Origin of the sequence: Dactylosporangium sp. NPDC049742 (genome assembly GCF_040674675.1) — a bacterium.
Classification (GTDB): domain Bacteria; phylum Actinomycetota; class Actinomycetes; order Mycobacteriales; family Micromonosporaceae; genus Dactylosporangium; species Dactylosporangium maewongense.
Map to the genome: position 1 here is coordinate 120,012 of NZ_JBFANF010000024.1, position 23,656 is coordinate 143,667.

21 protein-coding genes are annotated in these 23,656 nt (G+C 72.2%); 10 read left to right on the forward strand and 11 right to left on the reverse strand.

What is annotated here, in order from left to right; all coding sequences use genetic code 11:
• Nucleotides 1-58 precede the first annotated feature (58 nt).
• Nucleotides 59-1,093 (forward strand): phosphatidylinositol-specific phospholipase C domain-containing protein, encoded by a 1,035-nt coding sequence (locus tag AB0J72_RS27740; protein WP_363403521.1) that lies wholly within the window; start codon nucleotides 59-61, stop codon nucleotides 1,091-1,093.
• Nucleotides 1,094-1,265: 172 nt separating this feature from the next.
• The gene (locus tag AB0J72_RS27745; RefSeq protein WP_363403523.1) at nucleotides 1,266-2,915 is read left to right on the forward strand and encodes a substrate-binding domain-containing protein; all 1,650 of its coding nucleotides are present in this window, start codon (nucleotides 1,266-1,268) and stop codon (nucleotides 2,913-2,915) included.
• A gap of 3 nt (nucleotides 2,916-2,918) precedes the next feature.
• Here AB0J72_RS27745 and AB0J72_RS27750 read toward each other — a convergent pair whose 3' ends face one another.
• Complete coding sequence (locus AB0J72_RS27750) at nucleotides 2,919-4,355, reverse strand: M1 family metallopeptidase (protein WP_363403525.1); 1,437 nt, start codon at nucleotides 4,353-4,355, stop codon at nucleotides 2,919-2,921.
• Between the two features lie 17 nt (nucleotides 4,356-4,372).
• Entirely contained in the window at nucleotides 4,373-5,236 is an 864-nt protein-coding gene (locus AB0J72_RS27755; protein ID WP_363403527.1) for a metal ABC transporter substrate-binding protein, read from the reverse strand.
• Between the two features lie 202 nt (nucleotides 5,237-5,438).
• On the opposite strand from AB0J72_RS27755, the gene AB0J72_RS27760 reads away from it, so the two are divergent.
• Nucleotides 5,439-6,074 (forward strand): dihydrofolate reductase family protein, encoded by a 636-nt coding sequence (locus AB0J72_RS27760; RefSeq protein ID WP_363403529.1) that lies wholly within the window; start codon nucleotides 5,439-5,441, stop codon nucleotides 6,072-6,074.
• On the opposite strand, the gene AB0J72_RS27765 is transcribed toward AB0J72_RS27760, so the two are convergent.
• Complete coding sequence (locus AB0J72_RS27765; RefSeq protein ID WP_363403531.1) at nucleotides 6,061-6,537, reverse strand: GNAT family N-acetyltransferase; 477 nt, start codon at nucleotides 6,535-6,537, stop codon at nucleotides 6,061-6,063. The two genes, AB0J72_RS27760 and AB0J72_RS27765, sit on opposite strands and share 14 nt — an antisense overlap.
• A gap of 9 nt (nucleotides 6,538-6,546) precedes the next feature.
• On the opposite strand from AB0J72_RS27765, the gene AB0J72_RS27770 reads away from it, so the two are divergent.
• From AB0J72_RS27770 to AB0J72_RS27780, 3 genes are all read left to right on the forward strand, one after another.
• Nucleotides 6,547-6,933 (forward strand): VOC family protein, encoded by a 387-nt coding sequence (locus tag AB0J72_RS27770; RefSeq protein WP_363403533.1) that lies wholly within the window; start codon nucleotides 6,547-6,549, stop codon nucleotides 6,931-6,933.
• 63 nt (nucleotides 6,934-6,996) lie between these two features.
• Entirely contained in the window at nucleotides 6,997-8,364 is a 1,368-nt protein-coding gene (locus AB0J72_RS27775; RefSeq protein ID WP_363403535.1) for a cytochrome P450, read from the forward strand.
• A 136-nt stretch (nucleotides 8,365-8,500) separates the two neighbouring features.
• Nucleotides 8,501-10,003: a DHA2 family efflux MFS transporter permease subunit gene (locus AB0J72_RS27780; RefSeq protein WP_363403537.1), complete on the forward strand. Its 1,503-nt coding sequence runs from the start codon at nucleotides 8,501-8,503 to the stop codon at nucleotides 10,001-10,003.
• Nucleotides 10,004-11,417: 1,414 nt separating this feature from the next.
• Here AB0J72_RS27780 and AB0J72_RS27785 read toward each other — a convergent pair.
• From AB0J72_RS27785 to AB0J72_RS27795, 3 genes are read right to left on the reverse strand one after another with little or no spacing between them, the layout of a single operon-like run.
• The gene (locus tag AB0J72_RS27785; RefSeq protein ID WP_363403539.1) at nucleotides 11,418-12,098 is read right to left on the reverse strand and encodes a helix-turn-helix domain-containing protein; all 681 of its coding nucleotides are present in this window, start codon (nucleotides 12,096-12,098) and stop codon (nucleotides 11,418-11,420) included.
• A 10-nt stretch (nucleotides 12,099-12,108) separates the two neighbouring features.
• A complete protein-coding gene (locus AB0J72_RS27790) occupies nucleotides 12,109-12,774 on the reverse strand; it encodes a hypothetical protein (protein WP_363403541.1) in 666 nt (221 codons plus the stop codon).
• 4 nt (nucleotides 12,775-12,778) lie between these two features.
• Nucleotides 12,779-13,168, reverse strand: coding sequence for a PadR family transcriptional regulator (locus AB0J72_RS27795; protein WP_363403543.1), 390 nt, complete (start codon nucleotides 13,166-13,168; stop codon nucleotides 12,779-12,781).
• A 150-nt stretch (nucleotides 13,169-13,318) separates the two neighbouring features.
• Between AB0J72_RS27795 and serS the strand changes: the two genes are divergently transcribed.
• Nucleotides 13,319-14,611, forward strand: a complete 1,293-nt coding sequence (gene serS, locus AB0J72_RS27800; RefSeq protein ID WP_363403545.1) for a serine--tRNA ligase — start codon at nucleotides 13,319-13,321, stop codon at nucleotides 14,609-14,611.
• Nucleotides 14,612-15,694: 1,083 nt separating this feature from the next.
• On the opposite strand, the gene AB0J72_RS27805 is transcribed toward serS, so the two are convergent.
• Both AB0J72_RS27805 and AB0J72_RS27810 read right to left on the reverse strand, forming a co-directional pair.
• Nucleotides 15,695-16,285 (reverse strand): TMEM165/GDT1 family protein, encoded by a 591-nt coding sequence (locus AB0J72_RS27805; protein WP_363403547.1) that lies wholly within the window; start codon nucleotides 16,283-16,285, stop codon nucleotides 15,695-15,697.
• A gap of 228 nt (nucleotides 16,286-16,513) precedes the next feature.
• On the reverse strand, nucleotides 16,514-16,918 hold the full coding sequence (locus AB0J72_RS27810; protein WP_033358852.1) for a transcriptional repressor: 405 nt from the start codon (nucleotides 16,916-16,918) through the stop codon (nucleotides 16,514-16,516).
• A 101-nt stretch (nucleotides 16,919-17,019) separates the two neighbouring features.
• Between AB0J72_RS27810 and AB0J72_RS27815 the strand changes: the two genes are divergently transcribed.
• Entirely contained in the window at nucleotides 17,020-17,376 is a 357-nt protein-coding gene (locus tag AB0J72_RS27815) for a hypothetical protein (protein ID WP_363403550.1), read from the forward strand.
• Between the two features lie 3 nt (nucleotides 17,377-17,379).
• On the forward strand, nucleotides 17,380-18,522 hold the full coding sequence (locus tag AB0J72_RS27820; RefSeq protein ID WP_363403552.1) for a YafY family protein: 1,143 nt from the start codon (nucleotides 17,380-17,382) through the stop codon (nucleotides 18,520-18,522).
• An 845-nt stretch (nucleotides 18,523-19,367) separates the two neighbouring features.
• Here AB0J72_RS27820 and AB0J72_RS27825 read toward each other — a convergent pair.
• Entirely contained in the window at nucleotides 19,368-20,282 is a 915-nt protein-coding gene (locus AB0J72_RS27825) for an SDR family oxidoreductase (RefSeq protein ID WP_363403554.1), read from the reverse strand.
• A 74-nt stretch (nucleotides 20,283-20,356) separates the two neighbouring features.
• A complete protein-coding gene (locus tag AB0J72_RS27830; RefSeq protein ID WP_363403556.1) occupies nucleotides 20,357-20,701 on the reverse strand; it encodes a hypothetical protein in 345 nt (114 codons plus the stop codon).
• A gap of 55 nt (nucleotides 20,702-20,756) precedes the next feature.
• Here AB0J72_RS27830 and AB0J72_RS27835 point away from each other — a divergent pair, with 55 nt between their 5' ends.
• A complete protein-coding gene (locus tag AB0J72_RS27835; RefSeq protein WP_363403558.1) occupies nucleotides 20,757-22,052 on the forward strand; it encodes a CoA transferase in 1,296 nt (431 codons plus the stop codon).
• Between the two features lie 183 nt (nucleotides 22,053-22,235).
• Here AB0J72_RS27835 and AB0J72_RS27840 read toward each other — a convergent pair whose 3' ends face one another.
• Nucleotides 22,236-23,579: a condensation domain-containing protein gene (locus AB0J72_RS27840; RefSeq protein WP_363403560.1), complete on the reverse strand. Its 1,344-nt coding sequence runs from the start codon at nucleotides 23,577-23,579 to the stop codon at nucleotides 22,236-22,238.
• Nucleotides 23,580-23,656 lie beyond the last annotated feature (77 nt).

Here is a 23,656-nt window from a genome sequence, read left to right on the forward strand (position 1 = left end):
GGCAGCTGTTCACATCGCCGGTTCCGCCCGGACTCCATCGATGACTATCGTGCTCCGCATGCGCTGGAAGTCATTGACCGCTGTCACACTCACGGTCGTCGCCGCCGCCCTCGTCAGCCCGTCCACGGCCCACGCCGCCGGCCCGACCGACGCCCTCAAGCTCTCCCACACCACCGCCGTCGGCGTCCACAACACCTACGACAAGGCGAAGTACGCCTACCTCGCCGACGCCCTCGACACCGGCGTGTCCCTGCTCGAGTTCGACATCTGGGTCGACACCGCGAGCCGCCGCTGGCGCGTCAACCACGAGCTCTTCGGCACCAGCAACAACTGCACCGCCGCGACCACCGCCGCCCAGCTGCGCACCGGCGCCCGCGACCAGCAGTTCGGCGTCTGCCTCGACGACATCCGCATCTGGAGCGACGCCCACCCCGGCCACCAGCCCCTGCACCTCAAGATCGAGCTCAAGGCCGGGTTCGACAGCCGGTACGGCCTGGGCCCCGCCGACTTCGACACCCTCGTCGCGAGCAAGCTCGGCACCAAGGTGTTCAAGCCCGCCGACCTGAAGGGCTCCTACGCCACCCTCGACGCCGCCGCGAAGGCCGACAACTGGCCGACCCGCGCCGCCCTCGCCGGCAAGGTCATGCTCGAGATCATCCCCGGCACGTTCGAACGCGGCAACCCGTTCGACAACCTCGACACCGACGTCGAATACGGCCGCCACCTGCGCGACCTCGCCGCCGCCGGGAACCTCGCCCGGGCCCAGTCCTTCCCGTCCGTCCTCGACGCCGCCGCCGGCGACCCGCGCACCCGCTACAGCGAGACCAACATCCGGCCCTGGTTCGTGATCTTCGACGGCAGCGCCAGCACCTACCTCAACGGGTCCATCGACACCACCTGGTACAACACCAACCACTACCTGCTCGTCATGACCGACGCATCCGCGGTCCCGCCGCCGATCGACCCGACCGCGCCCACCAACGCCCAGGCCCTCGCCAGGATCAACCTCCTCGCCGGCCGCGGCGCCACCATCGTCTCCGCCGACTGGGCCCCGAGCACCGGCGTCCTCGGCACCGTCGTCCCGCGCGGCTGACCGCTGCTCACCTCCAGGTGGCGGACGGCCACGTGATCGACCGTCCGGACGGACACCCTGGCTGAACGGCTCAGGGTCACGGCCGGACGGTCGACCGGGACCGGAATCATCCTTGCTCAATGGCATACTTTCCGCGTTTCCACCCCCACTGACCTCGCGGATGGTTGCCACGATGGGCAAGCACATAGCCGGCACCCGCCTTGTCGGCACACTGCTGCGCGGGCTCGTGCTGCTCCTCGCCGTCGGGCTCGTCGCCGGCGCCGGCTGGTACGTGCTGCGCAACAACAGCGCCAACGGCGCCGAAGGTAGCTGCCCCACCACCCTGCACGTCGTGACCGCGTCGTCCTTCGCGACCGTGGTCTCCGCCGCCAGCCGCACCCTGCGCGGCGGCGACGACTGCGTCCTCGTCGACACCACCAGCACCGACGGCCGCCCCGCCGCCGGGCAGCTCACCCAGAGCCGCGCCGACCTGTGGATCCCCGACGACGCCGCCTGGGACGTGATCGCCCCACCGCAGTTCGTGGCGAAGAAGGACACCCTCAACGCCTACGCGACCCTCGCGTCCAGCCCCATCTACATGGTCACCGACCCCGCCACCGGCGACCGCATCAACGCCGGCGGCGGCGGCTGGCTCGCCCTGTCCGGCCTGCTCAACACCAAGAACTCCGGCGTCAAGCTGGTCGTGCGCAACCCCGCCATGTCCGGCGACGGCATGGTCGCCGCCGGCGCCGTCGGCGAGGCCGTCTGGCTGGAGAAGGGCATGGACGCGTCCTCGCTCGTGCTCACCAACGTCCTCAACGTCACCCGCACCGTCAACCACGACCTCGCCGCCATCCCCGAGGCTCCCGGCGAGGTCGGGCTCATCCCCGAGTACGCGCTGCTGGCCACGCTCCGGCTGGCGAAGACCGACCGCCGGTACATCGTCGGCACCGACCACACGGCGCTGCTGCGCTACACGTGGCTGCCGGCCGCGACCGCCGCCGCCAACCCGAAGAAGGCCGCCGCGCTGCGCCGCCTCTACGCCGCGTTCACCAGCCCCGAAGGCAGCCGCGCCATCGCCGAGGCCGGCCTGCGCGGCCCCGACAACCTCCGGCCCATCTTCGACGGCGCCAACGTCCTGCCCGAACCGACCGCCAAACCGTTCGAGGTCCTCCAGCCGCACCACGTGCAGCACATCTTCGCCACCTGGGACCCCGAGGACCGGCGCAGCAACCTGCTCATCGTCGTCGACCTCGCCAGCAACGGCACCAGCAGCGGCGCACCCACCTCACCGCCACCCGGCAAACAGGTCACCCAGCCGATCGAGGTCCTCCGCAACGGCTGCCTCGTCCTGTCCGGCCTCATGCCCGTCGGGTCCCGCCTCGGCCTCTGGGAGATCAACCCCGGCAACCCCGGCTACCGCAAGCTCATGCCGACCGACCGCCTCGACGACGCCACCCGCGCCTCCTTCGAGAAGCAGGTCGGCAAGCTCGCCGCCCACCGCACCGGACCCGGGCTCTTCGACACGATCGCCGCCGCCTACCAGTCGGTCCGCGACGACTACCACGACGACATGTTCAACCAGGTCCTCGTCTTCACCGACGACCAGAACAAGGACAGCGCCAACACCGCCGCCCTCGACGCCCTCGTGCAGAAGCTCACCGACCTGCAGGACCCGAACAAGCCCGTCACCGTCAGCATCGTCGTGCTCGGCAAGAAGGACTCCGCGGACCGGCTCAAGACCGCCCTCAAACCCATCGACGCGTACGTCGACAACGCCCTCAACTCCGACGACGTGCAGGCCGCGTTCATCCACGTCGTCGCCGGCGGCCTGCACGAATAGCGGCTACGCGGGGGTCGTCGGGGAGTCCAGCCAGGCGTCGATCAGCTTCGTGAAGTCGCGGCCCGTCTGCTTGTTCACGAAGCTGGTGAACGCCGCCCGGTCCTGCGCCGTCCCCGCGTGCTGCGACACCCACGCCCGGGCCAGGGCGAAGAACGCCGAGTCACCCAACGCCCGGTGCAGCTCGTGCAGCATCAGCGCCGGGCACACGTACACGTTGCTCTCCGCGAAACTGTCCGCCCGCGGGTTGCCGGGCGGCCCCAGCCGCTGCCGCGCGTCCGCGTCGCTCTTGCGCGCCCGCCGCGCCCAGTCCTCGATGTCGTAGCCGTCGCGCTCCGCCGTGTACAGCGCCTCCGCGTACGTCGCCCAACCCTCGTTGAGCCACACGTCCTTCCACGCCGCCGGGCCGACCGCGTCACCGAACCACTGGTGCGCGTACTCGTGCAGCATGATCCCGTCCAGCGCCGACACGTTCGTGCCCTCCGACAGCACGTCACCGCCGATCGTCACCATCTGCTGCGTCTCCATCGCCGACCGCGACGGCACGATCACCGCACCCGCGCTCGGGAACGGGTACTGCCCGAACCGCGCCTCCAGCCACTGCAGCTGCTGCGGCGCCTTGCGCAGCACCGGCAGGAACCGGTCGTCCTTCCCCGGCCGCGTCCACAGCGAGATCGGCAGGTCACGCGGGCCGGCCAGCCTCGCCACCTGGTAGTCCTGCCCGACCGCCAGAGTCGTCAGGTAGGTCGCCACCGGCTGCGTCGCCTTGTACGTGTACGTGCTGCCCGTCACCGGCCCCGGCGTGCCGCTCGCGACCGCCTCCCAGCCCTCCGGCACCGTGATCGAGATGTCGTACAGCGCCTTGTCCGACGGCTGGTCGTTCGACGGGTACCAGGTCGACGCGCCGAACGGCTCCTGCATCGTCCACAGCTCACCCGCGTCGGTCACGGTCAGCCCCAGCGGCTCGGCGTCACCGCGGTGCGACGGCATCGGCACCGGCGCCGGCGTCCCCTGGTACTCCACCACCAGCGTCACCGTGGTGCCCGCGGTCAGCGCCCGGTCCACGGTCAGCTTCCCGCCCGCGACCCGGCCCTGCGCCGCGACCCCGTCGACGCTGGTGGAGCTCAGCGTGTACGGGCTGCTCAGGTCGAGCTTCAGAGCCGGCTCGGCGCGCAGCACCCGCAGCTTCACCGTCGCCTTCCCGGTGAGCGTCTTCGTCTGCGGCGCCCACGCCAGCGCCAGCCCGTAGTGCAGCACGTCGACCGACGGGTTGCCGTACGCCGGATAGACCGGATCGGCGACCGGGGTGGACGTGCCGTCGACGTTGCCCTGCGCCAGCGGCTGCGGCGGCCGGTCCAGGTCGACGGCGCCGGTCGACGTGCAACCCGCGAGCAGGACGACGGTGGTCAGAAGGCTCAGGACGCGCACTGGGGGTCGACGCACCCGGCCAAGGATATGGCTCAGGTGCACCCGAGCGCCTCGCGCAGGGCTGCGAGGTTGCGCACCATGACCGACACGTAGTCGCTGCCCTCCTCGACGCCCTCGATCGGGTCGAGCACCGCCGCCTTCGCGCCGATCTCCTTCGCCACCGTCTCCGACAGCTTGGGGCTGACCAGCGCCTCGAAGAAGATCGTCGTCACGCCCTTCCCCTTCGCCAGGGCCGCGACCTCCGACACCCGCTGCGGGCTCGGCTCCCCCTCCGGGTCCAGGCCCGAGATCGGCACCTGCGTCAGGTGATACCGGGACGCAAGATACCCGAACGCCGCGTGGCTCGTCACGATGTCACGCCGCGCGCACGTCCGCAGCCCGGCGGTGTACTCCTCGTCGAGGCGGTGCAACTCGTCCTGCAGCTGGCCGGCCCGCGCCCGGATCGCGCCGGCGTTGGCCGGGTCGAGCGTGGCGAGCCGATCCGCGAGCTTCCCGGCGATCTCGGCGAACCGGACCGGGTCGAGCCAGACGTGCGGGTCGTCGCCGTGGTCGGGGGCGACGTCGAACGCCTTGTCCTTCGCCTGCAGCTTGACGGCCTCGTCGACGGACGGCTGGAACCCCGACAGGTACACCACCAGGGCCGCGTCCGTGATCTGCGCCAGCTGGCTCGGCTTGAGCTCCAGGTCGTGCGGCTCGGCGCCGGCCTGGGTGAGGTTGGTGACCTTGGCGTTCTCCTCGCCGAGGCGCTCCGACACGTACTGCAGCGGGTAGAACCCCGCCACGATCCGCAGCCGGCCGTCGCTCCCGCCCTGCGGGGCCTCCTCACCGCCGCAGCCGGCGGTGCTCAGCAACAGGGACCCGGCGGTGAGACCGGCGAGGACGGCGCGACGCAGCATGATCTCATCCTGTCGTCAGTTGACAATGATTGTCAAAAACGCATGGATGCCCCGACGCTCGTGGCGTGGCTCGTCCGCGTGGCCCACGTCACGGGGTGCTAGGCTTCCTAGGAACCTAGTTCTCATTGCTTTCCTCGGTGATGTCGATCCAGGTCGTCCTGTTTCGACCTGGTGACGACATCGTCTTCGAAGGGGATCCGCCATGCTGCGTGTGCACAACTTCTGCATCTCGGTCGACGGTTACGGCGCAGGGCCGGACCAGCGGCTCGAGGACCCGATCGGCACCGGCGGGGAGCGGCTGCACGACTGGCTCTTCGAGACCCGCACCGGCCGGCAGATGTCCGGCCGCGACGGCGGCAGCGAGGGCGTCGACGACGAGATGATCGCCGCCGGCCAGACCGGCCTCGGCGCGACCATCATGGGCCGCAACATGTTCGGCCCGCTCCGCGGGCCCTGGTCCCCCGGCGAGTCCTGGGCCGGCTGGTGGGGCGCCGACCCGCCCTACCACCACCCGGTCTTCGTCCTGACCCACCACGCCCGGCCCAGCATCACGATGGAGGGCGGCACCGTCTTCCACTTCGTCACCGACGGCATCGAGGCGGCCCTGGAACGGGCCACCGAGGCCGCCGGCGGGCTCGACGTGCGGCTCGGCGGCGGCGTCTCGACGGTCCAGCAGTACCTGCGCGCCGGCCTGGTCGACCAGCTGCACGTGGCGATCATCCCGATCGTGCTCGGGCGGGGCGAGCGGCTCTTCGCCGACGGCCTCACCGACGGCTACGTGTGCACGCGCATGGTCGCCTCCGACGCGGCGACCCACATGATCCTCAGCCGAGCATGATGGCGAACTGACGGGCGGTCAGGCCGAACCAGCGGTCGGTCAGCCCCTCGTCGGTCATGCCGAGCCGCTTCGCGACCGCCTGCGACGCGAGGTTGTCGTCGTCCGTGAGCGCCAGGACCCGGCCGCTCGTGCGGGACAGCAGCTCGCGGGCGGCGCGGGTGGCGAGCCCCTTGCCGTGGTGCGCCGGGTGCAGGTGCCAGCCGACCTCGACCTCGTCGGAGTCGGCGAGGGGCACCAGGAGGACTGTGCCCACCGGTACACCACCCTCCTCGATCGCCCAGAAACCCCTTGGGCCGTCCTCCCGCTCGCGCAGTCTGGCCAGCCTGGCGAGCGCCTCGTCGCGGTCCGCGACGACCCTGCGGGGGTGCGCGCCCAGGTGCCGCATCACCTCCCAGCGCGAGTAGATGTCGTAGAACGCCTCGACGTCGCCGTCCGTCCATCGCCGCAGCAGCATGTCCGCCATGATGGCATCATGCTCGGTTCCGCGGACGCCGTCGCCTTCCTGCCCTCCACCGACCTGGACCGGTCCCGGTCCTTCTTCACCGGCACCCTCGGGCTGCCGCTGCTGGAGCAGACCCCGTTCGCGTGCGTGGTGCGGGCCGGCACCACGATGCTGCGGATCACGCTGGTCGAGTCGCTGCGCCCGCAGCCGTTCACCGTGCTCGGCTGGGACGTGCCCGACCTCCGTGGCACCGTCGCCGCGCTGGCCGCCGCCGGCGTGCCGCCGCTGCGCTACGACGGCCTCGGCCAGGACAGCGACGGCGTCTGGACGACCCCGGGCGGCGACGAGATCGCCTGGTTCGCCGATCCCGACGGCAACACGCTGTCGCTGACCCGGTTCGCGCCTCCGGTTCGATAGCATCGCTTCGATTTCCGCCTTGATCGCCGGCGGGTGCCGACGGACCACGGAAGGTCGACGCTCATGACTGTCACCGACGCCGCCCCGGCGCCGACGCGCCCCATCCCGGTGGCGAAGGGCCGGCCTCTCGTCGGCAACGTGCTGGAGCTGGCGAAGGACCCCGCGCGGTTCTTCGCCCAGGCGTACCGGGAGAACGGCCCCGTCTTCAAGATCAGGGTGTTCAACAAGTCCTATACGGTCATCGCCGGCGCCGAGGCGGCCGACTTCATGGGCTCGAAGGAAGGCCGCGAATGTTTGCGGTCCAAGGAGTTCTGGCAGGGCTTCCTCGACGAGTACGGCGGCACCCGCACGATCCTCGGCGAGGACGGCGACAGCCACAAGGAGCTGCGGGAGATCATGCGCCGCGGCTACTCCCGCGACGCGATCAAGGGCCGCGGCAACGAGCTCGTCGAGATCACCGACCGGGTCCTCGCACGGGACTGGAAGGCCGGCACGTCCGTCCCGGTCGTGCACGCGCTGCAGTACATGGTGACCGACCAGCTCGGCACGATCCTGACCGGCAACGCGCCGCTGGAGTACGTGCCGGACATCCGCACCATGACGCTCTACGTGCTCAACGTCCTGGTCACGAAGCAGCGGCCGAAGATCCTGCTGCGCGACCCCCGGTACAAGAAGGCCCGCGCCCGCGTGTTCGAGCTCAGCGACCGGATGGTCGCGGGCCTGCGCGCCACCGCCGGCGGCAAGCCCCCGCAGGAGCGGAACCTGGTCGAGGACCTCATGGACGTGCACCTCAACCGCGAGGGCGTCCTGCCGGCCAACGACCTCGTGCTCGCGCTCACCGGCCCGTACGTCGCCGGGCTGGACACGGTCGCGAACACGACCGCGGCCTTCATCTACTCCGTCCTCAAGCACCCGTCGGTGCTCGAGCGGGTGCAGGCCGAGGCCGACGCGCTGTTCGCCGGCGGCCCGATCACCGACGACGACCTGCGCAAGATCCCGTCGATCCGGTACGCGCTGATGGAGACGATGCGGCTCTATCCGATCGCGGTCGCGCTGAACCGCACCGCGACGCGGGACTTCGAGTTCGCGGGGCACACCATCAAGGAAGGCGAGATGGTCTACGTCGGCACGACCGTGCCGCACTTCATGGAGGAGTACTACCCCTCGCCGGAGACGTTCGACATCGGGCGGTACGAGAAGCCGCGGTCGGAGCACCTGCGGCCGGGCGCGTACTCGCCGTACGGGCGCGGGCCGCACACGTGTCTCGGCAAGAGCTTCGCCGACGTGCAGATGGCGCTGTCGATGGCGCGGCTGTTCCACCGGCTGGACCTCGCGCTCGACCCGCCCGGCTACACCCTCGTGACGAAGACCGCACCGACGCCTGGGCCGGCGATGAACTTCAAGGTCAAGGTGCGCGGCTACCGCCACTGAGTTTCGTGCCGTCGTTTGGTGCCGTCGTTTGGTGCCGTCGTTTGGTGCCGTCGTTTGGTGCCGTCGTTTGGTGCCGTCGTTTGGTGCCGTCGTTTGGTGCCGTCGTTTTGTCGGACCCTCGGGCTAGGTTCTCTGCATGGCAACGCTGTCGTATGGCACCGCGTCCGGGCGCTGGGTCCTCACCGCGACGATCCTCGGCTCCGGCATCGCCGCGATCGACGCGACCGTCGTCGGCATCGCCCTGCCGGCGATCGGTCGCTCGTTCGACACCGACCTCGAGATGTTGCAGTGGGTCGTCACCTCCTACACGCTCGCCCTGGCCGGGCTGCTGCTCATCGCGGGCGCGCTCGGCGACCGGTACGGGCGTCGGAAGATCTTCCTCGTCGGCGTCGTCTGGTTCGCCGTCGCGTCCGTCCTGTGCGGCGCCGCACCCGACGCGCCGACCCTCATCGCCGCCCGCGCCCTGCAGGGCGTCGGCGCGGCCCTGCTCACCCCCGGCAGCCTCGCCATCCTGCAGGCGTCGTTCCGCCCCGAGGACCGCAGCCGCGCCATCGGCGCCTGGTCCGGCCTCGGCGGCGTCGCCACCGCGATCGGCCCGTTCCTCGGCGGCTGGCTCGTCGGCGCCGCCTCCTGGCGGCTCATCTTCGCGATCAACGTCCCGATCGCCGCCGCCGTCGTCCTGCTCACCTGGCGCCACGTCCCCGAGTCCCGCGACACCACCGCCACCGGCCGCGTCGACGTGCCCGGCGGCACCCTGGTCACGCTCGGCCTGATCGGCATCACCTATGGCCTGATCGAGGGCCACTCCCTCGGCTGGACCAGCCCTCTCGTGCTCACCGCCCTCGTCGGGGGCGGACTGATGCTCGGCGCGTTCGTCTGGTGGGAGCGCCGCACCGCCCACCCGATGCTGCCGCTGGACCTGTTCGCGTCCCCGCAGTTCAGCGCCACCAACGTCGTCACGTTCGTCGTCTACGGCGCCATCGGCGGCGCCCTGTTCCTGCTGCCGATCCAGCTCCAGCAGGTCGCCGGCTACACGGCCCTGCAGGCCGGCGTCTCCCTCCTGCCGGTCACCGTCATCATGCTGCTGCTGTCCGCCCGCTCCGGAGCGCTCGCCAGCCGCATCGGCCCGCGGCTGCAGATGAGCGCCGGCCCCGTCGTGGTCGGCCTCGGCATGGCGCTGTTCGCCCGGATCGACGCTTCCGGCTCGTACGTCACCTCGGTCCTGCCCGCCGTCGTCGTCCTCGGCCTGGGCCTCGCCACCACCGTCGCCCCGCTCACGTCCACCGCGCTGTCCTCCGCCCGCTCCAGCCACGCCGGCATGGCCTCCGCCGTGAACAACGACGTCGCGCGCGCCGCCGGCCTGATCGCCGTCGCCGTCCTCCCCGCCGCCGCCGGCATCACGGGCACCGCCTACCTGGACCCACCCCGCCTCTCCGCCGGCTTCCACACCGCCGTCCTCATCTGCGCCGCCCTCTGCCTCCTCGCCGCCGCCGTCGCCGCCACCACGATCCGCAACCCACCCCGCCCCACCCCAGCCGCCCCCGCCGTACTGGAGAAGCCACTGCGGCACTGCGCCGTCGACGCTCCCCCACCCCCTCCGGCCTCAACCCCCACCCCGACAACAACCACCCACCACTGACCCCGCCCCGCCAGCAAGCCCAAGCCCTCGCCCGGACCCGACTGCTGCCCTGGATCGGGTCATCCCCGACTCGCCACCGCGACCCGCTCCCGCCGCAGCCCTCGTTGACGCCGCAACGCCCGCCGCGCTGGAGAAGCCCGTTTGCGGCACTGCACCGTCGACGTTCCCGACCACCTCCGGCCTCGACACCCACCCCGACAACGGCCACCCACCACCACCGACCCCGCCCCGCCCCGCTGGCAAGCCCAATCCCTCGCCCGAACCCGACTGCTGCCCTGGGTCGGTCATCCCCGACTCGCCACCGCCATCTCCACCACCCGGCCCGGCCCGCTCCCACCCCTCCACCCAAACCCGCCTGCATCTCCAGGTCAGGTCAGCGCCGGCTCTCCGCCACCGCCACGATCCACAACCGACCCAACCCGCTCCCACGCCGCCCCAGCCTGGCCACCGCGCCCGAGAAGCCGTTGCAGCACTGCACCGACGACACAGCCCCACCACCTCCGGCCCAGGCCCCCGCGCCGACGAACAGGCACCACCGCCACTGGCCCCACCCCACCAGCAAGTCACACCGAAACCCGCCCGCCGCCCGGGATCAGATCGGCGCCGCCATCTCCATCACCCCGATCCACAACCCCTCCCCGTCGCACCCCTGCTGCCGCCACCGCGCTCGCAGCACTGCGCTGTCGACACCTCCTCACCACCGCCAGCGCACTCCCCGACAACGGCCACCCACCACCGCCACCGACCCCCACCCACCAGCAAGTCCTCACCCAAACCCGCCAGCCGCCTTGGACCGGATCAGCACCGGCTCGCCGCCCCGCTCCCACCGCCGCCGCGCCCACCGTGCCGGGGAAGCCATTGCGGCATTGCGCCAGCGACGCTCCCCACCACCACTGACCCCACCCCGCCAACGAGTCCCCCACCCACACAAACCCGCCAGCCACCCTGGATCGAGTCAGCCCGACTCGCCACCGCCATCGCCGCCGCACCGTCCCGCTCCCACCGCCGCCCCAACCGCTGCCACCGCGCCCGCTGCACCCGCCGCGTCAGAGAAGCCATTGCGGCTGTGCGCCGTCGACGTTCCCCACCACCTCCGGCCTTGACCCCACCACGACTACTGACCCCGCCCGGCCGGCAAGCCCTCACCCAAACTCGCCCGCTGTTCTGGGGCAGGTCAGCGCCGGGCCGTTCGCCTGCTGTGATGGGCCGTGGAGCCGCCTGTCCCTGGGGGCACAGCAAGCCGCGTCCGCCTCGGCCTGCGGCTCCGCGCAGACTTCACGCTGCCCGGGCCGTGGTTGTGGTGCTGTTCCCCGGGCAGGCCAGGCCACTTCTCGTGATCCGGTAGACCTTGTGCACCCCTGGCTGCCCAAGGTCTACCGGATCATGAGGAAGGGCCTGCGGGCAGGTCTCGTAATCAGGGGGTGAGGAGGCCTCGGAGGACGCTGCGGACGGTGCGTTCGAAGAGGTCGGAGGTTGCCGGCGGCTGGGCGGGGGTGGTGAACGCGGCCGTCAGGTGCGGGTGCGCCTCAGGATCCACCAGGGAGAACAGCTGCGCGGCGGCGGCGCGCTTCCGCGCCTCGGCGGCAGGGTCGCCGGGCGGCGGGTTGCCCGGCACCGGCTGGGCGAACAGCGAAACCACGCCGGTCAGGACACCCATCGTCTCCATCTTCGTGCCGGCGGCGGCGGGCAGCGGCGCCATGATGGCCATGCAGCGCTCGAAGTAGTTGACGGCGCGCGGTCCGAAGGTGCCGCGGCGGGCGGCTTCGGTGAGCCAGGGGTGGCGGCGGTACAGGGCGAGCTGCTCGCGGGCGACCTCCACCAGGTCGTCGAGCCAGTCGCCGGTGAGCGGCCGGTCCAGCGGGAGCTCGGTGAGGACGGCGTCGGACATGAGGTCGAGCAGGTCGTCGCGGGACGACAGGTAGCGGTACAGCGAGCCGGCACCCGTGGACAGGGCCGAGGCGACGGCGCGCATCGACACCGCGGACAGGCCGCCGGCGTCTGCCAGTACAACGGCCGCGGCGACGATCTCGGCCCGGCTGTGCTGCGGGACAGGTCCCCGGGACCCGCGGTCGGGGCGGGTCCAGATCGTGTCCATGGCGACCAGCTTAAATCGCGAACGATGTTCCCGGTTCGCGCAGCGCCCAGCGGCGGGCGAGCAGGACGGCGCCGATGTGGGCGGCGACGACGAGGGCGCACTCGGTGAGCACGGCCCACGGGCTGGTGCTGTAGCCGGTCAGCCGCGCGAACCCCACCGTCAGCGGTGCCGCGACGAGCGCGGCGGCCGGGATGAGGACGGCCATCGCGTTGGCGGTCCTCCCGGTGTACGGGAGATGGCGCAGCCGAATCCGGACGGCCGCTACGGAGCCGGCGACCGCGAACGCCACCGCGGCGCCGTAGAAGACGCCGGCGGCCAGCAGGATCGGCACCTTCACGGACCTCGGCAGGTCGAACAGGGACACCAGCAGCGGGTGCACCACCATGGTGATCAGCGCGAAGCCGGCGGCGCCGCCGAGCAGCGCGCCGGCGACCGAGGTCCGCAGGTAGCGCAGGTACTCCCGCGGGGCGCGCCGGACACCCGCCTCGTCGGCGAGCCGGCGGGCGAAGCCGGGCACGTCGGGGCCGAGGAGCTCGGCGGGCCCGATCCCGTCCTCCGCGGCGGCGGCGAGATCCGCCCTGAGGTCGGCGGCGAGGCTGGCACGGTCGGTGCCGCTCACACCCTGCGCGCGCCAGGTTCGGTCGGCGGTCGCGATGGCGTCGTCGATGGTGTCCACGGCGTCAGCTCCTCGGCGGGTCGGTGCCGGCGTCCCCGGACGCCCGGCTGGTGTCCTGGTCGGTCAGGGTGGCGTCGACGATGTCCGCGAACCGCCTCCACTGCCGGCGCCACGCGTCCAGGCGCGCGGTGCCGGCGTCGGTCAGGGCGTACACCTTGCGGGGTGGCCCACTCGGGCTCGGCTGCAGCTCGTCGGCGACCAGCCCGAGGCGGCGCATCCGGGTGAGCAGCGGGTAGACCGTGCCGTAGCCGACCGCCTCGAACCCGGCGGCCTCGACCCGGCGGACCAGGTCGTAGCCGTGCGCAGGCTCCTTCGCCAGCAGCGCGAGCAGGCACATGTCGAGCGCGCCGCGGAGCAGCTGGGTCTGCCGGTCACCGTCCTCGGCCACTATCATGCGTCACATAATAGCTCCGGTACTAGGTGTCGCCAAGTAGCGTTCACTTGGAGTTGCGGGTGTACCGCGGCGGCGGGTCGAAAATTGTGTCGGACCCAACCGGTAACATCCTGAGCGTCCAGAAAATCTAGGCAAAGGTGCGCGGCAGACATGCTCGACATCGAGTTGATTCGCAAGGACCGGGCCTCCGTCGAGGCCGCACTGTCCAAGAGGCTCGATCCGTCTGAGGTGTCCCGCTCGCTGAGTGCCATCGCCGAGCTGGACAAGCAGCGCCGCGAGCTCATCGGCGACATCGACGCCGAGCGGGCCCGCCGCAAGGAGGAGGCCCGCGCCTTCGGCGCCGCGAAGGCGGCCGGCCAGGCGGTCGAGCCGACCACCCGCGACGCGAAGGCCGCGCTGCAGGAGCTCGAGGAGCGCCTCGCCGCGGTGCAGGAGCAGCTCACCACCGCGATGAGCGAGCTGCCCAACCTGCCGGCCGAGGACGTCGTGGCCGGCGGCAAGGAGGCGAATGTCGTCGTCAAGGTCTTCGGCGAGGCGCCGAAGATCGACAACGTCCGCGATCACGTCACGCTCGCCAACGAGCTGGGCCTCGTCGACTTCGAGCGCGGCGTGAAGCTCGGCGGCTCCGGCTTCTGGATCTACACGGGCTGGGGCGCCCGCCTCGAGTGGGCCCTGGTCAACTGGTTCATCGACCGCCACTTCAGCGCGGGCTACCAGTTCATGCTGCCGCCGCACCTGCTGCTGGACTCGGCGGGCTATGCCGCGGGGCAGTTCCCGAAGTTCTACGACGACGTGTTCCACATCTCCACCGACGACGACGAGCGCGGCCGCTTCCTGCTGCCGACGTCGGAGACCGCGATCCTCGGCGCTTACCAGAACGAGATCTTCGATACCGCCGACCTGCCGCACAAGGCGTATGCGTACACGCCCTGCTACCGCAGCGAGAAGGCCGGCTCGCACTCCGACGAGCGCGGCACGGTCCGCGGCCACCAGTTCAACAAGGTCGAGATCTTCCAGTTCACCACTCCCGAGGACGGCGAGAAGACCCTCGAGGAGATGGTCGACTACGCGGAGGACCTGGTCAGCTCCCTCGGCCTGCACTTCCGGCGCTCGCTGCTCGCCGCCGGCGACTCCAGCGCCTCGATGCGCAAGACCATCGACATCGAGGTCTGGATGCCGAGCACCGGCAAGTACAAGGAGGTCTCCTCGGTCTCCTGGGCCGGCGACTACCAGGCCCGCCGCGCCGGCATCCGCTACCGCGTCCCGGGCTCGAAGAACAACCGCTTCGTCCACACCCTGAACGGCTCCGCCCTGGCCACCAGCCGCATCTTCCCGGCGATCCTCGAGCAGTTCCAGCAGCCTGACGGCTCGGTCCTCGTCCCCGAGGTCCTCCGCGACAAGGTCGGCACCGACCGCATCGTCAAGCCGACCAAGCGCCGCTGACGCTCCGGAGGCCTTCCGCTTCCCGGGCAGGTCCGGCCGGCACCGACCCGCCGGACCTGCCCGACTACACCCCGCCGCCCGGCGCCTTGCCCATCAACGACCTCCGGGCCAAGGCTCCTGGCCGGGCCGGCGCTCCTGACCCGGCCGAAGTTTCTGGGGGTTGACCCGGAGTTCTGACCCCGCCGGGTTACTGGCCTGCGGGCGCTCCTGGCCGCCTGTCGGCGCGCGTCGCAGAATCGTCCAAGCTGGTCCAGATGCTGAACGGGCCTCGCGCCGGGCTACTTGTCCCCGCGCCGCAGCGCCACACTTCTCCACACCGCCGAGTCGCACTCCCGCGGCGCCGGGCGTCCATCCTGCCGACACCCCGCCAGTCTTCCCTCGTCGCCAGGTTCCTCATCCCGCGCTGCCGCGCCGCTCACCCACGCCGCCGGGTCACCCTTCCCCCGGGCGACGAGACCTCCTCCCTGCGACGCCGCACCCTTCTTCCGTCATCTCTTCGCTCATCGCCAGGCCGCTCAGCCCGCGCCGCCGCGCCACTCGGACCCACCACCGCCGAGTCACCTTCCTCGGCGACGAGCTTCGATCCTGCAACGCCGCGCCGCTCGAAGTCACAGCAGTGGACAAGCAGCCCGCCCGCGTGCGCCTGACGACCCAGCTTGGCTAGGCGCACCACTCACCGGCCACCATCCCTACGGCCTCGCCATCGGCACCTGGTCAGGTCCCTGGCGCGCCCTCCCTCGCACTGCGCAGCTCACCCGGCCCGCAAACGTCTCCCCAGGCCGTCGACGACCCTTCCTGAGCTGTCGGGCCGCATCCCCACGCGGGCGAGTCGCCCGCCTGCGGCAGCGGGCCGGCCTTCCTGCAGCGCCGCGACGCTCGGCATCGCGGCAGTGGACAAGCGACCCGCCCGACGCCGACGACCCCGGCTCGGCAAGGCGCACGGCTCCCTGCTCACCATCCACACGACCGCCTCGTCAGGACGCGGCCGCAGCGCACTGGGCGGCGGAGCGCCTCCCGCCCCAGTACAGGAGCGCTCCCCTCGGCGGGGTGCTGGGCGTACCGGGGCGGAAGTGGCGTCCGCGGTTACAGGAGTTCGCGGAGGGCTTCGATGAGCAGCCAGACGCCGAAGAGGACGAACAGGGCGGCGGCGCCGTACTTGATGGTGCGTTCCGGGAGGTGCTTGCCGAGGAGGCGGCCGGCGAGGATGGCGAGGGCGTCGGCGGCGACCATGCCGACGGTGGAGCCCAGCCAGGTGCCGAACCAGCCGTGCTGGGTGGCCAGGGTGATGGTGGCGAGCATGGTCTTGTCGCCGAGCTCGGCCAGGAAGAACGCGACGCCGACGGTGAAGATGGCGGAGCGGGTGGTGGGCTGGTTGACCTTGTCGCGCTCGTCGTCGGTGAGGGAGTCGCCGCGCAGCGTCCAGGCGCCGAACGCGAAGAAGGCGAGCGCCGCCACCAGGGAGATCCAGGCGGTCGGGAGGGCAGCGCCCAGGCCGTACCCGACGGCGACGGAAACCAGGTGGACCAGGGCCGTGGCGACGGTGATGCCGATCAGGACCGGAACGGTCTTGAACCTGGTGGCGAACGTCAGCGCCATCAGCTGCGACTTGTCGCCCAGCTCGGCGACGAAGATGACGCCGAAGCTGATGGCCAGGGCAGCGAGGAAACCGCTCATGTGGTTGCAGATACCTTCCCGGAGATGGCCGGGAGGAGGGCACGGACGACCTCGACCCGGCTTGTTCAGCCTGAGTCGAAGGTCTCGTCCGCCCTGTGCGGCACCGGACGGGTCCGGACGCCATGAGCACTGGGCCGCGTGGCCGGGGACGCGAGCGCCCCAGTATGTCGACCACGCAGTTGGAGGACTACTCCCCTTCGCGCCTCACCAGGGTAACCGACGGAGACGTCAGCGCGCGCAGCGTCCGCACGTGCCGAAGATCTCAAGCGTGTGGCTCACGTCGGTGAAGCCGTGCTCCTCGCCGATGCGGTCCGCCCAGCGCTCGACGGCGGGTCCGAGGACCTCGACGGTACGCCCACAGCCGCGGCACACGAGGTGATGGTGGTGGCGGTCGCTGCAGCGCCGGTACCGAGTGTCGCTGCCCGGGACCTGCATGACGTCGATCTCGTTGGTCTCGGCGAGCAGCTGCAGGGTCCGGTAGACGGTGGTGAGGCCGACGTTGGCGCCGCGTTCACGGAGCATGACGTGCAGCTCCTGGGCGCTGTGGAACCCGTCGACGTTGCTGAGCAGCGTCATCACGGCGTCACGCTGGCGGGTGTTGCGCCGGGCAGGGTGCTGCTCCACGTCGTTCACCCGAAAAAGCTTAGCGTGACCTCACCAAAGCGCTGCAACGGAGCCGAGAGCGAGCTGGAGCGGCGGCGAAAATTGTCGTACCTGCGCGGTACCGTGCCGTCGTGGAGATTCGCCTTGAGGTCGACGACGAGGAGTCGTTGCGTCAGCTGTACCAGTGGCTGCGCGACGACGAGATCATTCGCACGGTCCGGGTGAGCCTGACGCCGACGGCGCCCCGGCCCGGGGAGATGGGCGGCGCGTTCGAGGTCGTCAACGCCCTGGTGAGCAACGGGATCGCGCTCGGCGGGCTGCTGATGGCGGTGGTGGCGTGGCGCGGGACCCGGCCCCGGCCGCCACGGGTGCGGATCCGGCACGGCGACGTGGTCGTCGAGCTGGACGGCTCCTCCTCCCCCGAGGACATCCGGCGGATCGTCGAGACGCTCGACCCGCCGGCCGCGCCCGGGCAGGACCCGGCGTAGGCGATGCGCGCGTCGCGGCTCATCTCGCTCGTGCTGCTGCTCCAGGCCGGCGGCACGGTGACGGCGGCTGAGCTGGCCGAGGCCCTGGAGGTCTCCGAGCGCACCATCTACCGCGACATGCTCGCCCTGTCCGCGGCCGGCGTTCCCGTGTATTCGGAACAGGGCCGCACCGGCGGCTACCGGCTCCTCGACGGGTATCGCACGAAGCTCACCGGTCTCAGCCGCGCCGAGGCGGAAGCGCTGTTCCTGTCGGGGCTGCCCGGCCCGGCCCGCGACATGGGGCTCGGCGACGTGCTCGCCGTGGCCGAGCTGAAGGTGGCCGCGGCGCTGCCCGCCCCGATCCGCGACGCGTCGAGCCGCGCCCGGCAGCGGTTCCACCTGGACGTGCCCGGTTGGTTCGAGGACCCGGCCCAGCCACCGCCCTGGCTGGCCGACCTGGCCCGCGCCGTCTGGGACGACCGGGTCGTCCAGCTGCGGTATGAGCGCCGCGCCGGCCGACCCGACCCGGGCGGCCGACCCGACGCCGGCGGGCGCACCGACGCGGGCGGGCGCACAAACGCGGGCGGGCGCGCCGACGACCGCACGGTGGCCGGGCGGCGGGAGGTGGTCGCGCGGACCGTGGAGCCGTATGGGCTCGTGCTCAAGAACGGAGGGTGGTATCTCGTCGGGCGCGTGGCCGGCGACCTGCGGGTGTACCGGGTGGACAAGATCGCCGACCTGACCGTCGACGAGGCCGGGTTCACGCGGGACGTGGAGTTCGACCTGGGCGCGTTCTGGGCGGAGCGCGCCGACGAGTTCGTGCGGCGGGTCCTCGCCGAGCGGGTCACGATCAGGCTCACGCCGCCCGGGCTGCGGACGCTGCGGCACGCGGTGGAGGCCCTCGCGGTGCGGGAGGCCCACCACCACCCGCCCGACGAGCAGGGCCGGGTGGTGGTGGACCTGCCCGTGGAGTCGATCGCCGTGGCGTACACACAGTTACTGCGGCTCGGGCCCGACGTCGAGGTGCTCGAGCCCGAGCCGTTACGCGCCCTCATGCGAGGCGCCGCGGACAGGATGGCGGCCCTCTACCGGTCGCCGGAGCAGCCGAGCGCCGTCGCGCCTGGCGAGCCCGCTGGTGACGTCGCGGGTGCAGGCGACGGGGCGTAGGGCACCCACGTCTCCGGCGTGCGATGGAGGTCGGACCCGTCGCGCAAGGCCGCGCGCCCGATGCAGGCGAGACAGCCTCTCCGGCAGCGAGCGTGAGGGCAGGCCGGACCTGTCACGCACGGCCGCGCGGAACCCTGCAACGCACCGCCGCGCGGAACCTGCAACGCACGGCCGCGCGGAACAGGCGAGACAGCAGCCCCGCCAGCAGCGAGCGTGCGGGCAGGTCGGAGCCGATACGGACCGCCGTGGCCGCGACGGACGAGATGGCAGCCCTGCACCGGCAGCCGGTCCCGGCAGATCCCGGGCAGCGCCCCGCGGGCAGTCGACCGACGGCGATTCGGCGCGGACCGCATCGGGCGGCGCCGGCCACACGACGGGATCCTGGGCGGCGCTCCACGGCAGCGGCCGGCCACCGCAAACTGCGGACAGTTCCGCGTCGGCGGTTGTCGCGCACCGAGCCCTGGCCAGCAGCCGGTCACCACCGCAAACCGCGGACAGTTCGCCACCGGCGGTTGTCGCGCACCGAGCCCTGGCCAGCAGCCGGTCACCGCCGCAAACCACGGGCAGTTCGCCACCCTCAGTCGTCGCCCACCGAGCGCTGGCCAGCGGCCGGTCACCGCCGCAAACCGCGGACAGTTCGCCACCCGCGGTCGTCGCGCACCGAGCGCTGGCCAGCGGCCGGTCACCGCAGACCCAAGGGAATCAGGCTGCCGTCGCCGGTCGGCGCAAACCCGGGAAGCGGGCCACCACCGCCGGTCACCACGAACCCGGAAGCCGGCCACCGCCGCCCTGCCACCGCGACCTCCAGGACAGCGGGCGGCTGGCTGGTGTTGTGGGGCGGGGTGCTACCGGTAGCCGGTGGCGTCGGCGGGTTTGCCTGGTTCGTGGACCTCGCGGAAGTAGCGCCACCAGTCGGGGCGGCTGCCGTCGAGGTCGGTGAAGCCGTACACCTGCGACAGCTGGCCGCTGGACAGGGACTGGCCGGTCCAGCGGGCGACGTCAGGGTCGGCGGCGAGGGCGGCGACGGCGCGGCCGACGTACGCCGGGGACTCCGAGATGACGAAGTGCGGTTCCTTGGCCGTCGCGTCGAGCCAGTTGGACTCGGTGACGCCGAAGTGGTCGAGCATCTGCTCCGAGCGCAGCCAGCCGGGGGTGAGGGAGACCGCGGTCGCGCCGTGTGGGCGTAGTTCGTGGGCCTGGGCGAACGCGAGCCGCAGGACGGACATCTTCGCCAGGTCGTAGAAGAACGAGACGCGGTAGTTGTCCAGGTTGTACGCGAGGGTGCCGTCCGTCATCTCGACGACCAGGCCGCCGGGGTTGCGGATGAGGAGGGGCAGGGCGTGGTAGCTGGTGATGATGTGCGTGTCGATCGCGAGGCGCAGGATGTGCAGGCCGGTGTCGAGCGAGTCCTCCCACAGCGGCTTGTCCCAGGTGAACAGCTTCTCGGCGCCCCAGATGTCGTTGACGAGCACGTCGAGCCGGCCCTGCTCGGCGTCGATGCGGGCGACCAGCGCGCGCACCTGGTCCGGCACCAGGTGGTCGACCTGCACGGCGATCCCGGTGCCGCCGGCGGCGGTCACCAGCTCGGCGGTCTCCTCGATGGTCTCGGGCCGGTCGATCTCGGAGGGTTGCTGCCGGGTGGTGCGTCCCGTCGCGTACACCGTGGCGCCCGCCGCGCCGAGCTGCACCGCGATCTGCCTGCCCGCGCCCCTCGTCGCGCCGGCGACCAGGGCGACCTTGCCTTTCAGTGGTTGTTCCATGCAGTCGACGGTGCCAGAAAAACCTGACAACCCGTGTCCGACTTCCGAGAAGGCCGATTCAGAGAAGGCTGACCTCAGGGAAGGCTCTTGCCGGCGGTACGCGGGCGGGGGACGCCCTCGACGGAGACGCAGATGCCGTACACCTTGGCGTGGCCGGTCCAGCCGTTGACCCGGCCGCGGTTGTTGCTGATCTGCACCCGGCCGCCGGCGGCGTCGACGGCGGACACGAGGTGCAGGTACACCGTGCCGGCCACCTTCGCCAGGACGATGTCGCCGACCTCGACCAGCGCCGGATCGACCGGGCTGACCGTCACCAGCTGGCGGCTGCGCACCAGCGGCACCATCGACGACCCGCTGGGCCGGAACTGCACCGTCGCGCCGCCGGCGACCCGGGCGGCGACCATGTCGAGAGCACCCATCGTGCCCACGAGCATGCTCCCGCACGCGCGGCGGTGTCGAGCGAGAATGGCGGCTGTGAGCGTTGAGATCTCCGGTCCCGCTGTTCCTGCTGTACTGGCGGCGCCCCTGGCCGTCGCCGGATGCGCGACCGCGGCCGTGACGATGTGCCTGGAGGCGGCCGCGGACCTCGCCGAGGCGCGCACCGGCCGCCGCCCCGCCGTCTCCCTCGACACCGGGCACGTCGCCGCGGCCGTCCGCGCCGAGGCGCTGCTGCGGGACCCGGCGGGGCGCGGCATCGACGGGTTCGCGCCGCTGTCGCGCCTGTGGCCCGCCGCCGACGGCTGGGTCCGCACCCACGCCAACTACCCGTGGCACCGCGCCGCGCTCCTCGCCGCCCTCGAAGCGGAAAGCGCGGATGTGGAGAGCGTGGATGTGGAGAGCGTGGCCGCGACGATCGCCGGAATGCCCGCCTTGATGGTGGAGCGTCTGGTGTACGAGGCGGGCGGCCTCGCCGTCGCCGCCCGGAAACCCGGCGACCTGCCAGCACCGGACGGCCCGCTGGTGCGTGCCACACCCCTCGGCACCGCGACCGGGCGGGCAGAGGGCACCGGTGCGCGGGCGCCGCTGCCGGCCGCCGGGATCCGGGTCCTCGACCTGACCCGGGTCATCGCCGGTCCGGTCGGCACGCGGATGCTCGCCGCGCTCGGCGCCGACGTCCTGCGGGTCGACCACCCCGCACGGCCCGAGCTGCCCGGGCTCGCGGTCGACGGGGTCCTCGGCAAGGCCAGCGCGCTGCTGGACGCCGGCGAGGACCCGGCGGCGCTGCACAGGCTGCTGGACGGCGCCGACGTGCTCGTCACCGGGTACCGGCCGGGCGCCCTCCGCCGGCTCGGTCTGGACGCCGACCAGATCGCCGAGCGGCACCCCGGCACGGTCGTGGTGACGCTGTCCGCGTGGGGCACCGGCGGGCCGTGGGGCGCGCGGCGCGGCTTCGACAGCCTGGTCCAGGTCGCGACCGGGATCGGCTGGCTGACCAGGGACGCGTCCGGCCGGCCCGGGGCGCTGCCGTGCCAGCTGCTCGACCACGCGACCGGGTACCTCGTCGCCGCCGGAGCCCTGGCCGCCCTCGCCGAGCGGGCGCGCACCGGGGTCGCCGCGCACGTCGAGGTGTCCCTGGCCCGGACCGCCGCCTGGCTGATCGGTGCGCCGCTCGACGGGACGCCGCCGGTGGAGACGCCGGTCGCGCCGTACCTGGTGCCGCTCGGCAACGGCTGGACCGGCGTCGCCCCGCCCGGCGCGCTGGACGGCGTGCCGCTCAGCTGGCCCCGCCTGCCCCCGTCGTACGGCACCGCACCCGCCGCCTGGCACTGACCGCCCGCCACCCGGGAAAGCCCCACCCGGCGGAAAACACTTGTCGCCACGAGAGCACGCAACGACCGCCACGGGAGGCGCCTGCCGCCACGGAAAGCGCCGAGCCGCACGAGAGCGCCGCAGCGGCCGTCACGGAAAGCACCGACCCGCCACCAGGGACCCGCGAGCCCCCGGCGGGCGTTCCTACAGCGCCGCGGGGTGGAGTGCGGCGGCCTTCGACGCGAGCTCGTCCATCGCCTGCAGCACCGCGGCCGCGGACGAAGGGGTGACGTGGGCCGTGTCCAGGTATGCGGTGAGCCGCAACGCCTCGGCGCCGTCGCTGGTGGCGTCGTCGACGTGCACGAACAGCGGCTCGAACGTCGGCGCCTCCTGCGCGGCCACCCACCGGAACGCCGCCGGCGCGTCGGGGGCGGGGCCGGCGCCGCGGCGGTCGTTGAAGTAGCAGCCGAGCTCGATCGGCGCGCCGCGCTCGCGGCCGACGCGGTCGACCAGGTCGGCCATCTCCGCCTGGTGGAAGTACGCGTACTTGTACGCCGACATCGCCGCCCGGCCCGCGCGGGGCAGCAGGTCCTCGAACGAGCCGCCGCCGACGTCGATGCGGAACAGGCCGGCCTGCGCGAGGGTGCAGACCACGTCGGCGAGGCCGGGCCTGAACCGGTTGCTGGTGATCGGCCGGATCACGACCGGGTCGACGCCGAGGACGCTGTGCAGGGCGGCCGCGTACAGGGTGAGCAGGACCGTCGCGGACTCGACGCCGCTGCGGTCGCTGATCGCCCGCACCGCCGCCGCCAGTGCCGGTGAGGTGAGCTCGCCCTGCCGGTACCGCGGCGAAACCACCTCGGCGGGCGGCGGGAACCTGACCGGGTCGACGTCGCGGACGATCCGCTCCCAGTGGCGCTGGGCGTGCTCGTTGTGCCGGCGGCCGGCCGGTGACGTCTGCCATCCGGCCTGTGCGAGGGGCTGCATCCCGGCGACCGGCGTGGCGGTGCGGGCGGCGACCTCGGTCATCATCGTGACGGCCCCGGCGGCGTCGGTGACGAAGTGGCTCACCAGCAGCACCACGTGGGTGAGCCGGCCGCCCTGCCGGACGACGGCGTACCGCACCGGCCACTCGGCGGCGAAGTCCATCGGCGTGTCCCTGAGCCGCTCGTGCACGGCCGCGGCGACCAGATCCGCGCTGTCCGGTCCCGCGCCGGTCCCACCCGTGTCATTGCCGGCGTCGGTACCGACGTCGTGGACCTCGACCGTGAGCTCGCCCGACGCGTGCACGACCTGCTCGGGCCGGCCGCCGGCGCCGGTGTGCACCCGGGTCCGCATCGGCTGGTAGCGACCCATCAGGTACCGGACCTCGTCGACGACCTCGTCGAGCGTCGTCCCCTCGGGCAGCGGCCGGACCCCGCCGAGCGGCAGCCAGGTGCCCTGCTTGACGATCGCCGACCAGTTCTCCAGTTGGCCCCATGACAGCGGCCCGGTGCCGGCGCCGTCGCCCTCGAACCGCACGACCACCCGTTCCGGCGCAACAACCATCGCCGGCCCTCCTCAGTTTTCAACTTTCGGCGGCAAAGTTTCCACATAGTGCCGCAAGAAGTCCTCATCCACCATTA